3 protein-coding genes are annotated in these 20,889 nt (G+C 59.9%); 1 reads left to right on the forward strand and 2 read right to left on the reverse strand.

Going from position 1 to position 20,889, the window contains the following annotated elements; all coding sequences use genetic code 11:
• Positions 1-32: 32 nt before the first annotated feature.
• On the forward strand, positions 33-2,471 hold the full coding sequence (locus tag ATY02_RS25415) for a TonB-dependent siderophore receptor (RefSeq protein WP_083236005.1): 2,439 nt from the start codon (positions 33-35) through the stop codon (positions 2,469-2,471).
• 85 nt (positions 2,472-2,556) lie between these two features.
• On the opposite strand, the gene ATY02_RS25420 is transcribed toward ATY02_RS25415, so the two are convergent.
• Together ATY02_RS25420 and ATY02_RS25425 are read right to left on the reverse strand one after the other, a co-directional pair.
• Positions 2,557-6,678, reverse strand: coding sequence for an amino acid adenylation domain-containing protein (locus tag ATY02_RS25420; protein ID WP_068582723.1), 4,122 nt, complete (start codon positions 6,676-6,678; stop codon positions 2,557-2,559).
• Positions 6,678-20,879, reverse strand: coding sequence for a non-ribosomal peptide synthase/polyketide synthase (locus ATY02_RS25425; protein ID WP_228022222.1), 14,202 nt, complete (start codon positions 20,877-20,879; stop codon positions 6,678-6,680). Before ATY02_RS25425 ends, ATY02_RS25420 begins: the two co-directional genes overlap by 1 nt.
• Positions 20,880-20,889: the final 10 nt, after the last annotated feature.

Genomic DNA, 20,889 nt, shown 5'->3' on the forward strand with positions numbered 1-20,889 from the left:
TAACTGCCCACTACACAGAAGAGAATGCATCCATGTCTGCACTACTCGGTCTCAGTTCCCTGAGTAAAGCGCGATCCATGCGACGAGCCTTGAACGTCAACCTGCTACCCAGCGCCCTGGCGCTGGCAGTTTCGATGCCGATCGCCGGTTACGTTCAGGCCCAGGAAATCGAGATCGATGTACCGGCGCAATCTCTGGGCAGCGCCCTGCAGGAATTCGGTCGGCAGACTAACCTGCAGGTGCTGTATAACCCGACGGATGTACAGGGTCAGCAAAGCACTGCAGTCAAAGGCAAGCTGGAACCCCAGCTAGCCATTCGCAAGCTGCTGATAGGAACCCGTACGAACTACAGCCTCAATGGTAGCTCGCTGACCATCAATGCTCTCGGCGCCGGTTCCGCCGGACTTGAACTGGCTCCGACCCAAGTAACTGCCAACCAGTTAGGCAACGTTACCGAAGGCACAGGTTCCTACACGCCCGGCACCATTGCTACCGCGACTCGATTGGCCTTGACTCCCCGGCAAACGCCACAATCGATCACTGTCATCACGCGCCAGCACATGGATGACTTCGCACTCAAGTCCATCGACGATGTGATGCGGCACACGCCAGGCATTACCGTGTCAACTTATGACAGTGAACGAACCAACTACTATGCGCGGGGCTTCTCCGTCGAGAACTTCCAGTACGACGGCATCCCTACCCTGCGCAACTCGGCTTACTCCTCTGGTCAGACCCTGAGCGACATGGCCATCTATGATCGGGTGGAAATCCTCAAAGGGGCCACGGGCTTGCTCACCGGGGCAGGTGCTCCAGGCGCCACCATCAACCTGATACGCAAGAAACCGACTCGCGACTTCAAGAGCAGCCTCGAGCTGGGTGCCGGCAGTTGGGACAACTATCGCTCGCAGATCGACGTCAGCGGCCCACTGACGGACAGTGGCAACCTGCGCGGACGTGCAGTAGCGGCATATCAGGACAAGCGTTCGTTCATGGACCGCTACTCACGCAAGACCAGCGTGTACTTCGGTACTCTGGAGGCAGACCTGACCGATGACACATTGCTGACTGTAGGATTTGACTATCAGAACAGCGATCCTCGCAACGCAGGATGGTCGGGTAGCCGTCCTCTGTTCGATCGCAACGGCGACCGGATCGAAGCCAAACGCTCTTTCAACAACGGAGCCAAGTGGAGCAGTTGGGAACAGTACACTCAAAGCGTGTTCTCGACCCTGGAACACAGCTTCGCAAACGGCTGGGTAGCCAAGGGTCAATTGACTCACCAGATCAATGGCTATGACGCCCCGCTGGGAGCGATCCAGCTCGGCCCGTTCCCTGCTACCGGCAAATCGACTCTCTATGCAAACAAGTACACTGGGAAGACTCGTACCGATGCGGTCGATGTGTACGCCAGCGGCCCGTTTAGCCTGCTGGGCCGTGAACATGAACTGGTCATAGGTGCCGCAGCTTCAACGGCCCACTGGAAAGGCAAAGGCTATGGTGCTCCAATCCATGCCAATGGCAACGTCATCGATTTCTGGAACTTCAACGGTAACTTCCCAGAGCCAAACTGGGGGGAACCATCCCAGATCAATGATCAGACTACCCGGCAAACCGCCACCTACATCACTGGTCGCTTCAACCTCACGGACGATCTGAATCTTATTCTTGGAACCCGGGTCGCCAACTACAGATTGACAGGAACCGATGACTCCAAGGAAACCGGAAGGCTGGTGCCTTATGTCGGCGTCACCTACGACCTGAACGACAACTTCACCGCATATGCCAGCTACACCGATATTTTCATGCCTCAGGTCGATCGCGACCGCAACAACAAGTTGCTGGAACCTGATGAGGGCAAGAACTACGAAGTGGGTCTGAAGGGCGAATTCTTCGACGGCCGACTCAATACCAGCCTGGCGTACTTCGAAGTACATGAAGACAACCGTCGGGAGCCGGACGCTGAATACAATGGCAATCCTACCAATCCGGCAGTCGGTTACGCATACAAAGGCATTACCGCCAAGACCAAGGGGTTCGAGGCAGAAATGTCCGGTGAGCTGGCTCCCGGATGGCAAGCCCAAGCGGGTTATACCCATAAGGTCGTGCGTGACCAGGGTGGTACAAAAGTCTCGACCTGGGAACCCCAGGACCAACTCAGCTTCTATACCTCATACAAACTCAAGGGCCCTCTGGATCGCTGGACAATCGGTGGCGGCGCTCGCTGGCAGAACAAGAGTTGGCAGAACCTGTACATCCGCCCACCAAAGGGACGTTACGAAGACTTCTCGCAAGAGGCCTATTGGCTGGTGGATGTAATGGCGCGGTACCAGGTCACTGAAAACCTGTCTGCTTCCCTGAACATCAACAACCTGTTCGACAAGTTCTACTACACCAACATTGGCTTCTATAACACTGCTTACTATGGAGACCCACGCAACGTGATGGTAAGCACTCGCTGGGACTTCTGAAGCAAGTACCTATGAGCACCATGAAAAACCCCGCCTAGGCGGGGTTTTTCATGGTTGCGACACAACGAACCTGAATAAAGCCAGGCTATTGCCTGGCCTCTTTCAAAAGCCTTGCAAAGGACTCGACAAATTCGGGGTTATCAACAATTCGATCATGGGTAGAGTCGATCACCAGCGAAGCATTCAGGCGCTGCCCGGTTCCCTTCTCCAACGCTGACTGAATAACCTGGCGATCCATTTCAGACTTGCTCCTAGCAGCCCACCAACAACTGATGGGCGCTAGAAGAGGCTTGTAGTCAGCGTCCTGCAAACGCTCGTCAAGCACGCGCTTCAGAGCCCATGAAACCTCCAGCTCACCGCCCTGCGCCAGCTCGTCACACAAGCTGATGAATGCCTGCCCCAGATGCAACTCAGCCCATTCGGCGAATTTCTTCCAACGTTGCTCTGCTGGCCTATCCGAGTGTTTGATGTCCTGCCAGGCCTGTTCAATGGCCTCGGCGGACTCCCCAAACATGACTGTCAGCAACTCGATGCGCTTGTCATCATCCGAGCCGGCTGCGACAACATCCTCAACCATGGTCCTATCTCGATCCCAGAACGCGCTGACATGCATCGGCGGTGGAGCATCAATCGCACCGACGAACGCTACTGTTCTTCCGCGAGCCTCCAGGTACTCGGCAACCTCCAACGCGAGGTTGCCACCCAAGGACCAGCCACCGAGGAAACAAGGCCCTTCAGGTTGGGTATCCAGGATCTGCTCAGCATACTCCCGAACCATTTCACTCCAGCTTGGCACCTGGCTTTGCGGCTCTATCAGTGCCCGACAAATAATCCCGTACACCGGCATCTCACTGCGCAAAGCCATTGCAACGGCCTTGTAGCAGTGCACCGAACCAAAGCTTGGGTGAAGCAGGAAAAGTCCCGTGGCGCCCTTATAACCATTCAGATTGACGATCAAAGATCGCTGCGGCTCTTCACCGGCATCATCGGCCAATGCCTTTACCGTCGAACGGGTCATTAACTGGCTGACTGTCAGGGACAGTCCGCATTGGCTGGCCAAGCGCTCCTTCACGATCAGCAGCAACAGCGAATGACCACCCAACTCGAAGAAATTGTCTTCGCGCCCCACCTTCTCAACACCCAGGACATCCTGCCATATGTCCGCGATTTTCTGCTCCAACACAGTCTGAGGTGGAACATATTCATGTAATCGGTTCTGTGTATCTGGTCGTGGTAAAGCCTTGCGTTCCAACTTGCCATTAGGACTCAACGGCATTCGATCCAACTTCATCCACTGAGCAGGAACCATGAACCCTGGCAGGCTCTGCGCGAGATGCGAAACGAGGAGTTCTTTCCACCGCGGCTCATCGCCCTCCAACACGACATAACCAACCAACTGGACACCATCCAGGGCCAGCACAGCAGCCTCCAGTACCTGCTCGTGCTCCAGCAAGCGGGCCTCGATCTCACCCAACTCAATACGTAAACCACGCAACTTGACCTGATGATCAATACGACCGGCGTACTCGATCACTCCGTCGGCACGGTAACGTGCAAGGTCACCCGTGCGGTACATCCTCTCTCCTGGCGCAAACGAACTGGCAACAAAGCGCTCGGCCGTCAGGGCAGGCCGACGGTGATATCCACGGGCCAACCCTTTGCCGGCCAAATACAGCTCACCGAGCACTCCAGCAGGAACCGGCTCCAGATTACTGTCGAGGATATAGCAGCCAAGGTTGGCGATCGGGATGCCAATCGGCACCGAATCCTTGCCCTCATCGATACAGGACCAATGAGTTACGTCGATCGCTGCCTCGGTAGGACCATATAGGTTATATAACCTTGCCTGAGGCAGTTTCCCGAACACTTGCTGCTGGGCATCGACCGGCAACGCTTCGCCACTACAGATGATACGTTGCAACCCCTTACAGCTCTGCACCTCGTCATTCTGGAGAAACGCTTGCAGCATCGATGGCACGAAGTGCAACGTAGTAACCCCTTCACGATTGATGAGCTCGACCAATCTCGCTGGATCACGGTGATCACCCGGAGCGGCCATCACCAGGCGCGCTCCTGTCATCAGAGGCCAGAAGAACTCCCATACCGATACATCGAAACTGAACGGTGTTTTTTGCAACACCGTATCATTGCCGCTAATCGCATAGGCCTGCTGCATCCAACACAGTCGATTGGTCAATGCGCAATGGCTATTACCTGCCCCCTTGGGATTCCCAGTAGAACCAGAGGTGTAGATCACATAGGCAAGGTTCTCACCAGCCAGCTCAATGGCCGGATTACACTCGCTGAACCTCTCGAGCCAGGCATCATCTTGGTCGAGATCAATACGCTTTACGCCCTCTGCCTCCGGCAAACGCAAGTGCGCTTGACTCAAAAGCAGCTTCACTGAGCTGTCTTCAAGCATGTACTGCAGCCGCTCCGGCGGATAGTCCGGGTCGAGGGGCACATAGGCGCCTCCCGCCTTTAGAATGGCCAGCAGCCCTACCACCATCTCCAGGGAGCGCTCCAATGCGATCCCCACCAGGCTATCAGGACCTACCCCCAGTTCCATCAGTGCGTGGGCCAGACGGTTAGCCCGGCGATTCAACTGTGCATAACTCAAAGATTGCTCAGCGAAGACAAGTGCTGGAGCATCGGGTACCCGCAGGACTTGCTCCTCGAAGAACTGATGAACGCGTCGCTCGAATGGATACACGACCTGAGTGGAGTTCCAACCGTCGACGATCTGGGTGCGCTCCTGGGCATCGAGCATTTCAAGGGTATCGACCCTGGCGTCAGGCGTATCGATCATGGCACGCAACAGGCTCTGCCAATGTCGAGCCATACGCTCGACGGTCGCCCCACTAAAGAGATCGGTGGCATAGCTGAATGAGGCCCAGATACGGTCCTCGCCCTCATTGATATCCAGGCTCAAGTCAAATTGCGCAGTGCGGCTGGTCCAGTCCAGCCTCTCCAGAACAAGTTCTGAGGCAGGCTGTTCCGAGGTACCGGCCCCTGAATGGCTCTGATGGTTGAACAGCACCTGAAATAACGGGCTGTAACTGGTACTACGCTCAGGACGCAAGGCTTCTACCAACTGCTCGAAAGGCAGGTCCTGGTGGGCCTGCGCCTCCAACGCTCGCTGGCGAACCTGGCGCAACAGTGTGCTGACACTCGTCAGGTTATCGATGTCTGCTTTCATGACCTGGGTGTTAACGAAGAAACCGATCAAGCGCTCGGTTTCTACCCGGTTGCGGTTGGCCGTAGGTACACCGACGCGAATGTCCTGCTGGCCACTATAGCGATGCAGCAACAACTGGAACGAGGCGAGCAGGACCATGAAACTGGTGGCTCCTTCACGCTGAGCTAATGCCCGAACACCTGACACCAGGGCTTTGTCCAGCATGAGATCCAGCGACGCCCCTCTATAGCTCTGTATTGCTGGACGTGGATGATCCAGCGGTAACTCCAGAACGGGTTGCTCTCCACCCAGCAAGCCACACCAGTAATCCAGCTGGCGCTCTTTCTCGCCCGCCTCCATCCAACTGCGCTGCCACAACGCATAGTCCGCGTATTGAATCGGCAAGCGCGGCAGATCGACCTGCAATCCACGGCTGTTGGCGCCATAAAGCTGCACCAGCTCTTCCACCATCACATGCATCGAACGGCCATCGGAAATGATGTGATGCTGAACCAGGACCAGCACATGCTCTCGCTCCCCCAGACGGATCAGGTTGATCCGTAGCAACGGCCCGCGCTCCAGATCAAATGGACGGGCTATCTCCTGCTCAACACGTGCCTGTAGCCCATCTTCCTCCATATCCTCGAAAACAATATCTACCGTGGCTTCAGGCAGAATCTCCTGCAGCATCCGCTCACCTTCCTGGCGAAATCGCGTACGCAGGTTTTCATGCCGTGCGATCAACGCCTGGAAACTGGCCTGTAGAGCAGCCACATCCAACTCGCCTTTCAAGCGCATCACGCTGGGAATGTGGTAAGCGCTGCTGTCAGGCTCCAGTTGCCAAAGAAACCACTGGCGCTCCTGCGCATAAGAAAGCGGAATACCATGGGTCTCAAGCCGCACCTCTGGGATTGGCAGGTTGGCAGGTGATACACCTTCCTGCTGCATCCGTTGCAAATAGACCTTACGTTGCTCCAATGGCAGTCCGATAAAACGTTTAACAATCTTGTTCGCTACCAGACTATCCATCACAGCTGCTCCATTTCATCGAGAAGAGAATCCAGCAACGACAGCTTCTCCATGCTGACGGCCGAATCCTGTGCTTGCAGCCGCTGCGCCAACTGCTGCAGTTCGGCATGCTGGAAGAGCTCCTGCACACTGATCTTCGCCCCTAGCTCGAGTTGGATACGGGACATGACATTGATGACAAGCAACGAATGCCCGCCCAGCTCGAAGAAGTTATCAGTAAGACCCACTTGCTCAACGCCCAAAACATCCTGCCATATAGCAGCAAGCTGCTTTTCCAGGTCAGTTTGGGGAGCCACGTACTCGCCCTGCAGTACACGAGTGTCTGGTTCGGGCAAGGCCTTGCGGTCCAACTTTCCGTTTGGAGTAAGGGGCATATGGGGCAAGCGCATGAGCAGCCTCGGCACCATGTACTCCGGAAGCTGGTCTTGCAGAGCGATACGTAGCCGGTGGCTGTGCTCGGTCTCCTCAAGAGCTGTAGGCTCAGCGACGTAGTAACCCAGCAACTGGCTGCCTGCCTCTCCCTGGCGCAGAATCACTTCGGCCTGAACCACACCGGCCTGGGCCTGCAACAAGGAGCGGATCTCATCCAGCTCAACCCGGAACCCCCGAACCTTGATCTGCTGGTCGAGACGCCCCAGGTACTCCAATGCCCCATCTTCAGCCCAACGCACACGGTCGCCGGTTCGATACAACCGCATACCTTCGCCCATGAAAGGATCAGCGATGAAACGTTCAGCTGATAATCCCGGACGTCCGAGGTAACCACGAGCCAGGCCAGCACCACCGACATATAGCTCTCCGGCCACACCTGTGGGAAGAGGATTTAGGTCACCATCCAACACTCGGCAAATTACGTTCCCCAAAGGACGGCCTATCGGCGAACGCGCACCATCTAACGGGGTGCAATGCCAGTAAGTGGCATTGATGGCCGTTTCCGTAGGTCCGTACCGGTTGTGCAGGATTGTTCCCGGAAGCAACTTCAGCACTTGGTCACGCAAGTCAGTCGTCAGCGCCTCCCCCCCGGAAAACATCCGGCGCAAGCTTGTACAAGCAGAGATACCTGGCACGTCCATGAACATCCGCAGCAATGGCGGCACAAAGTGCAAAGTAGTTACGGCGTAACGCTGTACTAGCTCCATCAGACGCACCGGATCACGGTGTTCGCCTGGCGCTGCCAAAGCCAGCCGAGAACCTGTGAACAACGGCCACAGGCACTCCCAGACCGATACGTCAAAGCTCATCGGAGCCTTCTGCAGCAGCACATCATCGACCTGAAGGGCATAGGTTTCCTGCATCCACAGCAAGCGTTGTGCCAGCGCCCCATGACTGACTCCCACCCCCTTAGGCTTGCCAGTAGATCCAGAGGTGTAAATCACGTACATGAGATTCTCGCCGCTCACTACCTGCGGCGGATTGGCCTCGCCGTAACCTGCCAACCAGGCATGATCACCGTCTAGATCCAAGCGTTGTACCCCATCGCTGGATGGCAACTGCAGATGGGATTGACTCAGCAGCAACTTCACGCCGCTGTCCTTGATCATGTAGGCCAGGCGCTCTTCCGGATACTCAGGATCCAGAGGCACATAAGCCCCCCCGGCCTTGAGAATCGCCAGCAGCGCGACAATCATTTCAAAGGAACGCTCCACCGCAATCCCGACCAGCGTCTCGGCTCCGACACCACGCTCGACCAACGCATGAGCCAATCGGTTGGCATGGCTGTTCAGTTCACGATAAGTCAGTTGTCGCTCACCAAAAATAAGTGCCGTGGCCTGAGGAGTGCGTTCGACTTGCTGCTCGATCAGATGCTGTATTGGGGCCCAAGAGTACTCTGCAGAGAGTCCATGCTCGTTAGCCGCCAAACATTGTTGCTGCATATCAGTCAGCAGCATCAGCGAGCCCAGGGGGGCTTGAGGCCTCTCAACCAATTCACTCAACAGATGCAGTAAATGTTGATTGAGACGTTCAATGGTTTCCGGGCAAACCTCAGCAAGGTCATAGCTGTAGTGCAGCGTCAGGGTCTCTCCGACACCTACCGCTATCGACAATGGGTAATGCGTCTGTTCCCGGCTGACTACGCTGCCAAAACGGACGCCTTGAGGCGCTCCTTGCTCCAATACCTGCGAAACAGGATAGTTTTCAAACACCAGAATGGTGTCGAACAACGTCTCGCCTCCCAAGCCAGCCAGGCGCTGCACTTCGAACAAGGGCGTGTGCTCTTGCTCACGCAGCGCAAGGTTCTGCCCCTGTATCTGCTGCATCCATTGCGCTGCAGGCACATCCGGTTTCAATGTCGCAACCACGGGCAGGGTATTGATGAACAAACCAACCTGCTGCTCTACCCCACGCAACTCTGCCGGACGACCTGATACTGTAGCGCCGAAAGCCACGGTGTCTTGTCCGGTATAGCGTTGCAGCAATAACAACCATGCCGATTGCACTAAGGTATTGAGTGTTATCTTCTGGCCCTGGGCGAAGCTCTTGAGCTTGATCATCTGCTGGTGATCCAACTCATGTGCAAGCTCTCCCAACCCCGAAGACCCGTGACGCAGGTTCTGCGACAGTGCTTGGAACAATCTCGTTGGCTCATCCAGATTGGCCAACTGGGTTTTCCAGAATGCCTCCTGAGACGATTTGTCCTGCACCTGCAGCCAGGCGATGAAATCTCTGTAGCGACCTAGCTGGGCCTCTGGAACATGTCCGGCATAACGCTCCAATACCTCACCAAACAGTTGTGAGCTGCTCCAGCCATCCATCAGGATGTGGTGACTGGTGTAGATCAAATGACAACGCTGCATACCGGTATGAACCACCGCCAGTCGAATCAAGGGCGGGCACTCGAGGTTGAAGCCCTGCACTCGCTCGGATTCGGCCAAGGTATCCAGCTCCCGTGGCGATTCGCTCCTGTCTTGTAGATCCGCCTCGATGAAAGATACCTCGGCATGGCGATGAACCACCTGGAGCGGCTGCTCCAGATCACCACGCCAGATGAAACCGGTACGCAGGATGTCGTGATTTTCTACGGTGGCCTGCCAGGCAGCCTTGAACCGCGGCAGATCCAACCCCTCTACATCGACCCGCATCTGGTTGACGTAGTCGCCCGCCTGCGGCTCATACAGTGCGTGGAACAGCATCCCTTGCTGCATGGGTGATAACGGATAGAGATCATCTACCTCCATCAATGCCAAAGAATCCAATTGCCCCTGGCTGAGCTTCGCCAGGGGGAAGTCCGATGGAGTAAAACCGCGGCTTGCCGGTAGGCAGCAATGCTCGATCAAACCCTGCAGCTCCAGCGCGTAATCATCGGCCAGGTGCTGCACGGTTTGCTCGGAGAACATCTCACGACTGAAACTCCAGTTCAGGCTCAACTCACCACCATAAACCTGGCCGTTGATTTCCAACCAGTTGCCCAACATGGCCTCATCACTCTGATCCGGGCCGACTGCTTCACCGGTGGGAGTAAAGAATGGGCGGTCTGCAGAATCATCGAAACTGCCATCGAATTGGCCCAGATAGTTAAAGGTGATTCTGGGTTTTGCCAACTCATCGAGGGTCTTCCTCGCGTGCTCATCACCCAGGTAACGCAGAGCCCCAAAACCAACGCCCTTATCGGGAATCGCACGCAACTGCTCCTTGATCCGCTTGATCGAGTCAGCGAGTGTCTGCGCAGGGGTCAATGCCACGGGATACAGGCTGGTGAACCAGCCCACGGTACGGGTCAGGTCAATGTCATCGAACAGATCTTCACGACCATGTCCTTCAAGCTTGACCAGCAGCGAAGCATGGCCGGTCCAACGGGTGATAACCCGTGAAAGCGCCGTCAGAAGCAGGTCGTTGATCTGGGTGCGATAAGCTGCCGGAGCCTCTTGCAACAATCGACGGGTATAGGATTGATTCAGATGCGTGCTTACGGATAGCGCCAGCTTGTTCTGTAAGCCGCCTTGGGGGTTGTCACAAGGCAACCCAGACTCGACGCCTCGTAATTGCGCTTGCCAGAACCCCAATTCGTCCTGGAGCGCAGGCCCCTGTGCGTGAACTCGCAGACGCTCAGCCCAAGCCTTGGTAGAGCTGGTCTTGGCAGGTAATACCACCTGAGCTCCAGCGCGAACCTGGCAATAGGCCGTTTGCAGATCCTCTAGAAGAATCCGCCAAGACACACCATCGACAACCAGATGATGGATTACCAACAGCAATCGCTGGGAACCATCGGGCAGCTCAGCCAAGACAGCGCGCAACAATACCCCTTGGGCCAGGTCCAGGCTACGCTGCGCCTTGTTACCCAAAGGCTCGAGCGCTTCGACAGAGTCAAGGGTCACTTGCCAGAGCAAGCCTTCAACCGCTTGCAGTTCATCCAGGCCACGATAATGTCCCTGCCAACCCGTGGGCGCTTCAGTAAAGCTCAAACGCAAGGCATCGTGGTGTGCGATCAAAGCTCCAAGTGCCTGCTGCAATAGATATCCGTCGAGCAATTCTCCAGGACGCAGAACCACAGATTGGTTCCAATGCTGGCGCTCGGCAATGTCCTCCTGGAAGAAGAACTGCTGGATCGGCAGCAGCAGTGCATCTCCTGCTACCGGCCCCTGGTCGATGACCAGGCCTTCGCCTCCCTCCCTGGCGACCGAGGCCAGGCTTTGCACGGTCTGGTGCTGGAACAGGTCCTTGGGCGTAAAGCGCACGCCGGCTTGCCGCGCACGACTGACCACCTGGATCGAGATGATCGAATCACCGCCCAGCTCGAAGAAGTTGTCGTTGATCCCCACCCGTGGCAGGCGCAGGACCTCGGCCCAGATCGCCGCGATTTTCCCTTCCAGTTCACTCTGCGGAGCCACATAGGCTTGCTGCAACTGACTGGCGTCCGGCTGTGGCAGCCCTTTGCGATCCAGCTTGCCGTTAGGAGTCAGCGGCATGCGTTCGAGGAACATCAGGTGCGCCGGCACCATGTAGTCCGGCAGGCGCGCCTTGAGCGCCTGGCGCAGCGCCTCGCGGCATTGCGCTTGCGCCACGGCGTCGCTCACCAGCTCCGGGTCCACCGGTACCACATAGGCCACCAACTGCTTGCCGCTGAGGCCACTTTGCGCCACCACCACGGTTTCCCGCACAGCATCCTGCTCACGCAGGCGCGCCTCGATCTCGCCCAGTTCGATACGGAAGCCGCGGATCTTCACCTGGTGGTCGACCCGGCCCAGGTAGTCCACCACCCCGTCAGGACGGCCACGGGTCAGGTCGCCACTGCGGTACACCCGGCTGCCCGGCGCACCGAACGGATCGGGCACGAAGCGCTCGGCCGTCAGTGCCGGACGTTCCAGGTAACCCCGGGCCACGCCTTCGCCGCCCAGGTACAGCTCGCCCGCCACGCCGATCGGTTGCAGGTTCAACTCGGCATCCAGCACATAACCGCTGCGGTTGCCCAGCAGCGTGCCGATCGGGGCGTAGGCCGCTCCGCATGGATCGTCCTTGCGGGCCTTCCACAGCAGCGGCGTGACCACGGTTTCGGTCGGGCCATAGCCGTTGAACAGGTAGGTCGGACGCAGTGCCCGCCAGGCCAGGTCGTAGCTGGCCTGGGCCACCGCATCACCACCGAAGCAGTACACCCGCACCGCCGGTGGGTTGCCATCGCGCTCGGCGTGCTCGGCCAGCTGTTGCAGGTACACCGGCGGGAACACCCCCACGGTCACGCCGTGGCGATGCATCTGGGCGTAGGTCTGCTCCGGCAGCCACAGGTTGTCGTCGCGGATCAGTACCCGGGCACCGTTGATCAGCGGGTGCATCCAGCCTTCATGGGAGCCGTCGAAGGCGAACGACATGAAGTGCAGCTCGCAATCGGCCGCGGTCATTTCGTAGCGCTCGCCGGTGGCGATGATGTGCGCCACCAACGGCCCGTGGGACACCGCCACGCCCTTGGGCAAGCCAGTGGAGCCGGAGGTGTAGATCACATACGCCAAGTTGTCGCCGTCCAGCGTCACGTGCGGGGCGCTGTCGTCGTCACCACTCCACTGCTCGGTACGGTCCACCGCCAGGCTCTCCAGCCCCTGCGGCACCGGCAAGCGCTGTTGCACCGCCGAGTGGGTCAGCAGCAGTTGCGCGCGGCTGTCCTGCATCATGTACAGCAGCCGGTCCTCGGGGTATTCCACGTCCAGCGGCACATACACGCCACCGGATTTCAGCACCGCCAGGAACGCCACCATGATCTCCGCGCTGCGCGGCATGGCGATCGCCACCCGCACTTCCGGGCCCACGCCACGGGCGATCAGGGCCCGGGCCAAGCGGTTGGCGCTGCGCTCCAGCTCGCCGTAGGTCAGCTGTTGCTCACCGAAGATCACCGCCACCGCCTCGGGGGTTTCCCGGGCACGGTCGGCCACCAGCTCGTGCACCAGGCGCGTGGCCGGGAAGCCCGAATCGGTCCGATCCCAGAGCTGGATGATCTGCCGCTGCTCCGCTTCGTCCAGCAGGTTCAACTGGCCGATGGCTTGTTGCTGGTTGGTAACCATCGCCTGCAGCAGGTTCTGCCAGTGGCGGGCCATGCGCTCGATGGTCGAGGCTTCGAACAGGTCGGTGGCGTAGCCAAACGATGCCCAGATGTCATCGGCCGCCTCATTGATGTCCAGGTCCAGGTCGAAGTGCGCGGTCTGGCTATCCCATTCCAGCGCTTCCAAGCGCAGCCCGGACGCCTGGCGCCCGGCACTGGCCAGGCGCGCCTGGGCCTGGTGGTTGAACATCACCTGGAACAGCGGGTTGAGGCTCAAGCTGCGCTCCGGCTGCAGCGCCTCCACCAGTTGCTCGAACGGCAGGTCCTGGTGGGCCTGGGCCTCCAGGGCCCGTTGCTTGACCTGCGCCAGCAACTGGTCGACGGTCATCTGCCCGTCGATATCGGCCTTGAGCACCTGGGTGTTGACGAAGAAACCGATCAGGCGCTCGGTCTCTACCCGGTTGCGGTTGGCGATCGGCACCCCGACACGGATGTCCTGCTGGCCGCTGTAGCGGTGCAGCAAGGTCTGGAACGAGGCCAGCAACAGCATGAACATCGTTACGCCTTCGCGCTGAGCCAAGGCCCGCAAGCCGCCGACCAAACGAGTATCCAGCGCCAGCTCCAGCCGCGCGCCACGATGGCTCTGTACCGCCGGACGCTGATGATCGGTGGGCAGTTCCAGCACGGCTTGTTCACCACCCAGCAGCTCACGCCAGTACTCCAACTGGCGAGCCTTTTCCCCGGCCTCCATCCAGTCGCGCTGCCAGGCGGCATAGTCGGCGTACTGGATCGGCAAGGCCGGCAGTTGCAGCTCCTCGCCCAGGCTGTAGGCCGAATACAACTGCACCAACTCATCGACCATCACCTGCATCGACCAACCATCGGAGACGATGTGGTGCTGGACCATGACCAGCACGTGGTCATCCTCGGCCAGGCGCAGCAACTGGACTCGCAACAAGGGCCCCTGTTGCAGATCGAAGGGACGCGCGATCAGGGCCTGAACCCGGGACTTGAGATTGTCTTCATCGGTATCGGCGCAAGCGATCTCGACCGAGGCCTGGGCACCAATGACCTGGACAGCTCGCTCACCGTCCTGGTGCAGATGGGTACGCAGGCTCTCATGGCGCGCCACCAGGGTGTCGAAACTGCGCTGCAAGGCGGCACGATCCAGCAGGCCCTTCAAGCGCAGCGCGCTGGGCACATGGTAGGCCGAGCTTTCAGGCTCCAGCTGCCAGAGGAACCACTGGCGCTCCTGGGCATAGGACAGCGCCAACGGACGATCCCGATCGACCACGACCATCGCCGGAGCGGTGGACGCCAGCCCGGCGCTCGGCAAGGCACCCACGAAGGCGTCCAAGCGTGGCTGTTCGAACAACGTCCTGAGAGGCACTTCAAGCCCGAGAACCTGGCGCAAGCGCGAGACCACCTGCATGGCCAGCAAGGAATGCCCGCCCAGTTCGAAGAAGTGATCGGTCAAGCCAACGCGCTCGACATCCAGGATCTGTGCCCAGATCGCCGCGACCTGCCGCTCGGTCTCACTCTGAGGAGCCACCCAGGCCTTATGTGCCTGGCTCATATCCGGACGTGGCAATGCCGCACGATCCAGCTTGCCGTTGGGGTTCAACGGCATCCGCTCGAGGAATACCAAGTGCGACGGCACCATGTAGTCCGGCAACTGCTCGCGCAATGCGACCTTCAGTTCCTCGCCCAACGCCTGTTGCGCTGCGGACGAATCATGGACCTGGCTCGCCACCAGGTAGGCGACCAGTTGGCCATCTGCAGCCAATACCACCGTTTCACGTACAGAGTCCTGGGCCAGCAACAGCGCCTCGATCTCTCCCAGCTCGATGCGGAAGCCACGGATCTTCACCTGGTGGTCGATCCGCCCGGCATATTCGATCACCCCATCAGCGCGGTAACGCGCCAGGTCTCCCGTACGGTACAAGCGCTCGCCAACTTTACCGAAGGGATCGGGAACGAAGCGCTCGGCGGTCAACAGTGGCCGTTGCAGGTAGGCCCGTGCCAACCCCCTGGCACTGCCGATGTACAGCTCGCCCACCGCCCCCAGTGGGGCCAGGTTCAGGTCACGGTCCAGGACATACAGGGCCCGGCCGGGCAGCGAACGACCAATGGGGCTGGCGGTGGAGCCAGTGATTTCATCGAGAGATGAGCAATCGAGCACACTGGAAACCACAGTGGCCTCGGTCGGGCCATAGGTATTCAACAACCGCACATGCCCTGCGCTACTGCGAAGCCATTGGGCCGGCCCATCCAGCGGCATCGCCTCGCCACCGATGTGGATCTGCCGCAGGCTGCCGTAAGAGCGAGCACCGGCCGCCTGGCAATCGAGCAGGAACAGGTTCCAGTAGGCTGTCGGCAGGTCCGCCAAGGTAATGCCCTGGGTCATGATTTCCTGGTACAGCCGGGCGCTGTCCCACAGCTCGGGGCCACGCAACACCACACTCGCACCCCGGGTCAGGGCTGGATACAGCTGCTCGACGAAACCGTCGAAGTTCAATGTCGCGAACTGCAACACGCGATCGTCGCAGGTCAAGCGTGAATAGTCCGCGGCGATCTGCGCGAACTGGCTCAGGGCAGCGTGGTTGATGGCCACGCCCTTGGGCTTGCCAGTCGATCCCGAGGTGTAGATCACATAGGCCAGGCTGAGAGGATCGACCACCACTTGCGGATCGTTCACCGGACACTGCTGCAGATGCTGCCGGGCAAGATCCAGGTCCAGCACCGCCAGCTCCAGTGGCAACGGCAAGCGCTGGCGCAGGTGGGACTGAGTCAGGACCAGGCGCAGCTGGCTATCCTCGAGCATGTGTATCAGGCGCTCGCGTGGGTACTCCGGGTCCAGAGGCACATAGGCACCACCGGCCTTGAGCACTGCCAACAGGCTGACCACCATGGAGAAGGAGCGCTCCACCGCCACGCCGACCAGCACTTCCGGGCCAACGCCCTGCTCGATCAGGCAATGCGCCAGGCGGTTGGCCTCCTGGTTCAACTCGGCATAGCTCATGGACTGTCCGTCGAGCATCAGGGCCAAGGCTGCGGGACGTAGCCCGGCCTGGACCTCGAACAGCCCATGGACGCTGTCAGTGACCTGCAAGGCGCCATCAGCGGCATTCCACTGCTCGAGCATGCGCTGCCGATCAGCACCACCGACCAGCTCCAGCTCGCCGACCTGGCTCGCCGGGGCACTGGCCAAGGCTTGCAACACGGCTTGCCAATCTCGGGCCAGGCGCTGCACGGTCGCGGTATCGAACAAGTCCGTGGCATAGGTCAGGGAAGCCCAGATGCCTTCGGCGGACTCAGAGGTATCCAGGCTCAGATCGAAGTGGGCCGTGTGGCTGTCCCACTCCAGGCCCTCCACTCGCAGCCCGGGCAACTGCTGCGGTCCAGCGGCGCCAGAAACCTCGCTCTGATGGTTGTACATCACCTGGAACAGCGGGTTATGGCTCAGGCTGCGTTCCGGCTGCAGCGCTTCCACCAGTTGCTCGAACGGCAGGTCCTGGTGGGCCTGGGCCTCCAGGGCACTGCGCTTGACCTGCTGCAATAGCTCGACGAAGGACATCCGGCCATCGATATCGGCCTTGAGCACCTGGGTGTTGACGAAGAAGCCGATCAAGCCCTCGGTCTCGACTCGGTTGCGGTTGGCGATCGGCACCCCGATGCGGATATCGGCCTGGCCACTGTAGCGATACAACAAGGCCTGGAACGAGGCCAGCAACACCATGAACAGCGTCACGCCTTCACGTTGAGCCACGCCCTTGAGTTCCACGACCAAAGGCGCATCCAGCGCCAGGTCCAGGCGTGCACCACGATGGCTTTGCGTAGCCGGCCGCGGATGATCCAGGGGCAGTTCCAGTACCGGCTGTACCTGGCCCAATTGGCCACGCCAGTACTCAAGTTGCCGCTGCCTCTCCCCTGCCTCCATCCAGTTGCGTTGCCAGACCGCGTAATCGGCGTACTGGATCGGCAAATCTGGCAGTTGCAACTCCTGCCCCAGGCTGTAGGCGGCATACAGCCGAACCAGCTCATCAACCATCACCTGCATCGACCAGGCATCGGCAACGATATGGTGCAGCACCAGCACCAGGACATGTTCATCCTCGGCCAGGCGCAACAGCTTGACCCGCAACAGCGGGCCTTCACGCAGATCGAACGGCCGGGCAATCTCGGCCTCGACCCGCTCCTGCAACCGGGCGGCATCGACCGCTGGCAAAACCTCGTACTCCACAGGTTGGGCGCTATCTTCCCCGACCAGCTGGACGGCATGCAGGCCATCGATGGCGAATCGAGTGCGCAGGGTTTCATGACGTGCCACCAGAGCATCGAAAGCTCGCTGCAAGGCGGTACGATCCAGCTGTCCCTTCAGGCGCAGCGCACCGGGAATATGGTAGGCAGCGCTTTGTGGCTCCAACTGCCAGAGGAACCACTGGCGTTCCTGGGCATAGGACAAGGCCGGAGGCTGATCGCGATCGATCCTGGCGATAGTCGCCATCTGCGCCCCGCCCTGCCCCAACGCCTGGACAAAGTCGCCCAGTACCGGTTGTTCGAACAGCGCCTTGAGGGCCACCTCGATACCCAGTGCCTGGCGCACCCGCGAGACCACGCGGGTGGCCAGCAGCGAATGGCCGCCCAACTCAAAAAAGTGGTCTTCGAGCCCGACCTGCTGCGCCCCGAGTACATCGGCCCAGATCGCCGCGACTTGCTGCTCTCTTTCGCTGACCGGTGCCACATGGCGTTTCTGCAGCAGACTGGCATCGGGTTTGGGCAGGGCCTTGCGGTCCAGCTTGCCATTGGGAGTCAGCGGCATGCGCTCGAGGAAGATCAGGTAGGCCGGCACCATGTAGTCTGGCAAAGCCTCACGCATGGCCGCCTTGAACTGTTCGCGCAATGTCGCCTGGTCGGCTTCGGCGGTGATCTGGTGAGTCACCAGGTAGGCAATCAGCCGTTCATCGTCAGCCAACACTGCGGCTTCGCGCACAGCGGGCTGGTCACGCAAGCACGCCTCGATCTCGCCCAGCTCGATACGGAAACCGCGCACCTTGACCTGGTGGTCGACCCGGCCGATGTACTCCACGATCCCCTCGGCGCGATAACGCGACAGGTCGCCAGTGCGATAGACGCGCTCGCCGCTGGTGGAAAACGGATGGGGAACGAAGCGCTCGGCGGTCATCGCTGGCCGCTCGTGGTAGCCCCGGGCCAGGCCGACACCACCGATCAGCAGCTCGCCAGCCGCCCCCTGCGGGCAAGGAGTCAATCCACCGTCGAGGATGAACAGCGAGGTGTTGGCGATCGGCCGGCCAACGAAGGGCTGCGCCTCGACCCGGTGGGCTGCCGACCAGATAGTGGTCTCGGTAGGCCCATACAGGTTCCAGACCGGGCCCTGCAGTTCGAGCATGCGCTTGGCCAGGTCGGCCGGCAGCGCCTCACCGCCACACAGGCACTTGATGCCCCGCAGCATTGCGCTGGCACGCGGACTATCCAGCAACATGCGCCAGGTCGAAGGAGTCGCCTGCAAGACGCTGGCGCTGCGAGCTTGCAGCAGATCGAGAATGGCCTCCGGGTCAAGAGCCAGCTCCTTGTCCCCCAGGATCACAGTAGCGCCCATGGTCAGCGGTACATAGAGCTCAAGAGCAAAAATATCGAAGGAGAAGGTGGTCAGCGATAGCACCCGCGCATCGGCGCCAATCTCCAGGGTCGCAGCCATGCCGCTGGTGAAACTGCTCAGTGCCTGGTGCCGCACCATCACACCCTTGGGCTTGCCAGTGGAACCGGAGGTGTAGATCACATAGGCCAGGTGTTCGGGTGAAAGGCTTACCTGTGGATTGCCCACCGGGCAGGTGGCATCGGCCTCGGCCTCCTCCACCAGCAATACCTGCAGTTGCGCTGGCTGAGGCAGACGCTGGCGCAGGTGCTGCTGGGTCAGCAACACCCGGGCCTTGCTGTCCTCAAGCATGTAGGCCAGGCGATCAGCCGGGTATTGCGGGTCCAGCGGCACATAGGCGCCACCGGCCTTGAGCGTGGCCAACAGGCTGATGACCATTTGCGCGGAACGCTCCACGCTCACCGCCACCAGCACATCCGGACCGACGCCCATGGCGATCAGGCGATGAGCCAGGCGGTTGGCCCGCTGATTGAGTTCGGCATAGGTCAGGGACTGGTCGTCGAATTGCAAGGCCAGCGCCCCGGGACGTGCCAGGGCCAGGGCTTCGAAAAGCTGGTGCACCCCTTGTTCACGCGGATAGTCGAATTCGGTGGCATTCCATCCATGCACGATCCGCTGCCATTGCGCGTCGTCCAGCATGGGCAACTCATCGACGCGCAAAGAGGCGTTGGCCGCGACCGCCTGCAGGAGGTTCTGCCAGTGTTGCAACAGGCGTTGCGCGGTTTCGCTGTGGAACAGGTCGCTGGCGTAGGTCAAGGACGCCAGCAGGCCCTCGGCGGACTCCTGGGTATCCAGGTTGAGGTCGAATTGCGCGGTCTGGCTTTCCCACTCCAGGCTCTGCACCTGCAGCCCGGACACCGGACCGGCGTCCTTGCCCCTACGGGCATCGGTCTGGTGGTTGAACATCACCTGGAACAACGGGTTGTGGCTCAGGCTACGTTCCGGCTGCAGGGCCTCCACCAACTGTTCGAACGGCAAGTCCTGGTGGGCCTGGGCCTCTATCGCGCGCTGCTTGACTTGTTGCAGCAACTGGACAAAGGACATCTGGCCATCGATATCGGCCTTGAGCACCTGGGTATTGACGAAGAAGCCGATCAGGCGCTCGGTTTCCACCCGGTTGCGGTTGGCGGTCGGTACGCCGACACGGATATCGGACTGGCCACTGTAGCGATACAGCAAGGTCTGGAACGAAGCCAGCAGCAACATGAACAGCGTCACGCCTTCGCGCTGGGCGACGGCCTTGAGCCTGGCGAACAACTCGCCCTCCAGCGTCATGTCCACTCGAGCGCCACGATGGCTCTGGATAGCAGGACGCGGATAGTCCAGGGGCAGTTCCAGAACCGGTTGCGTGCCACCCAACCGATCCAGCCAATACCCCAGCTGGCGCTCCTTCTCGCCAGCCTCCATCCAACTGCGCTGCCACAGCGCGTAGTCGGCGTACTGGATCGGCAACTCCGGCAGTTGCAGCTCACGCCCCTGGGTGCAGGCGGCATACAGCTGCACCAGCTCGTCGACCATCACCTGCATCGACCAGCCATCGGAGACGATATGGTGCTGGACCAGCACCAGGACATGCTCATCCTCGGCCAGGCGCAGCAGGCTCACGCGCAGCAATGGCCCCTGCTGCAGGTCGAAGGGACGGGCGATCTGTGCTTCCACCAGGCCCTGCAACCGCGCTTCGTCGGCATCGACCACCAGGATCTCGATGCGCATTTGCGGCCGGATGATCTGCAAGGTGTTGTCGCCATCCTGCTGCAAGCAAGTACGCAGGCTTTCATGGCGCGCCACCAGGGTATCGAAGCTGCGCTGCAATGCTGCCAGATCCAGCGGTCCATTCAGACGCAGCGCCCGAGGCACATGATAGGCCGTACTTTCGGGCTCCAATTGCCAGAGAAACCACTGCCGCTCCTGGGCATAAGAGAGTCGCAGCGGTTCATCCTGCTGGCGCTTGAAAACCGGGGCGATCTCGAACAGGTTGATGCCTTGCTGTTTGAGCAGTACCGCCAACGCTTTCTTTTCTTGCGCAGAAAGAGAACCCACCGACTCGATTAATGCTTGCACGCCACGCCCC

The sequence above is a fragment of the Pseudomonas sp. BIOMIG1BAC genome (genome assembly GCF_001705995.2).
Lineage (GTDB): Bacteria > Pseudomonadota > Gammaproteobacteria > Pseudomonadales > Pseudomonadaceae > Aquipseudomonas > Aquipseudomonas sessilinigenes.

What these genes read in the sequence shown, in the direction of transcription:
- ATY02_RS25415 (WP_083236005.1), top strand. Translation starts at nt 33, where the DNA reads ATGTCTGCACTACTCGGTCTCAGTTCCCTGAGTAAAGCGCGATCCATG.
- ATY02_RS25420 (WP_068582723.1), bottom strand. Translation starts at nt 6,678, where the DNA reads ATGGATAGTCTGGTAGCGAACAAGATTGTTAAACGTTTTATCGGACTG.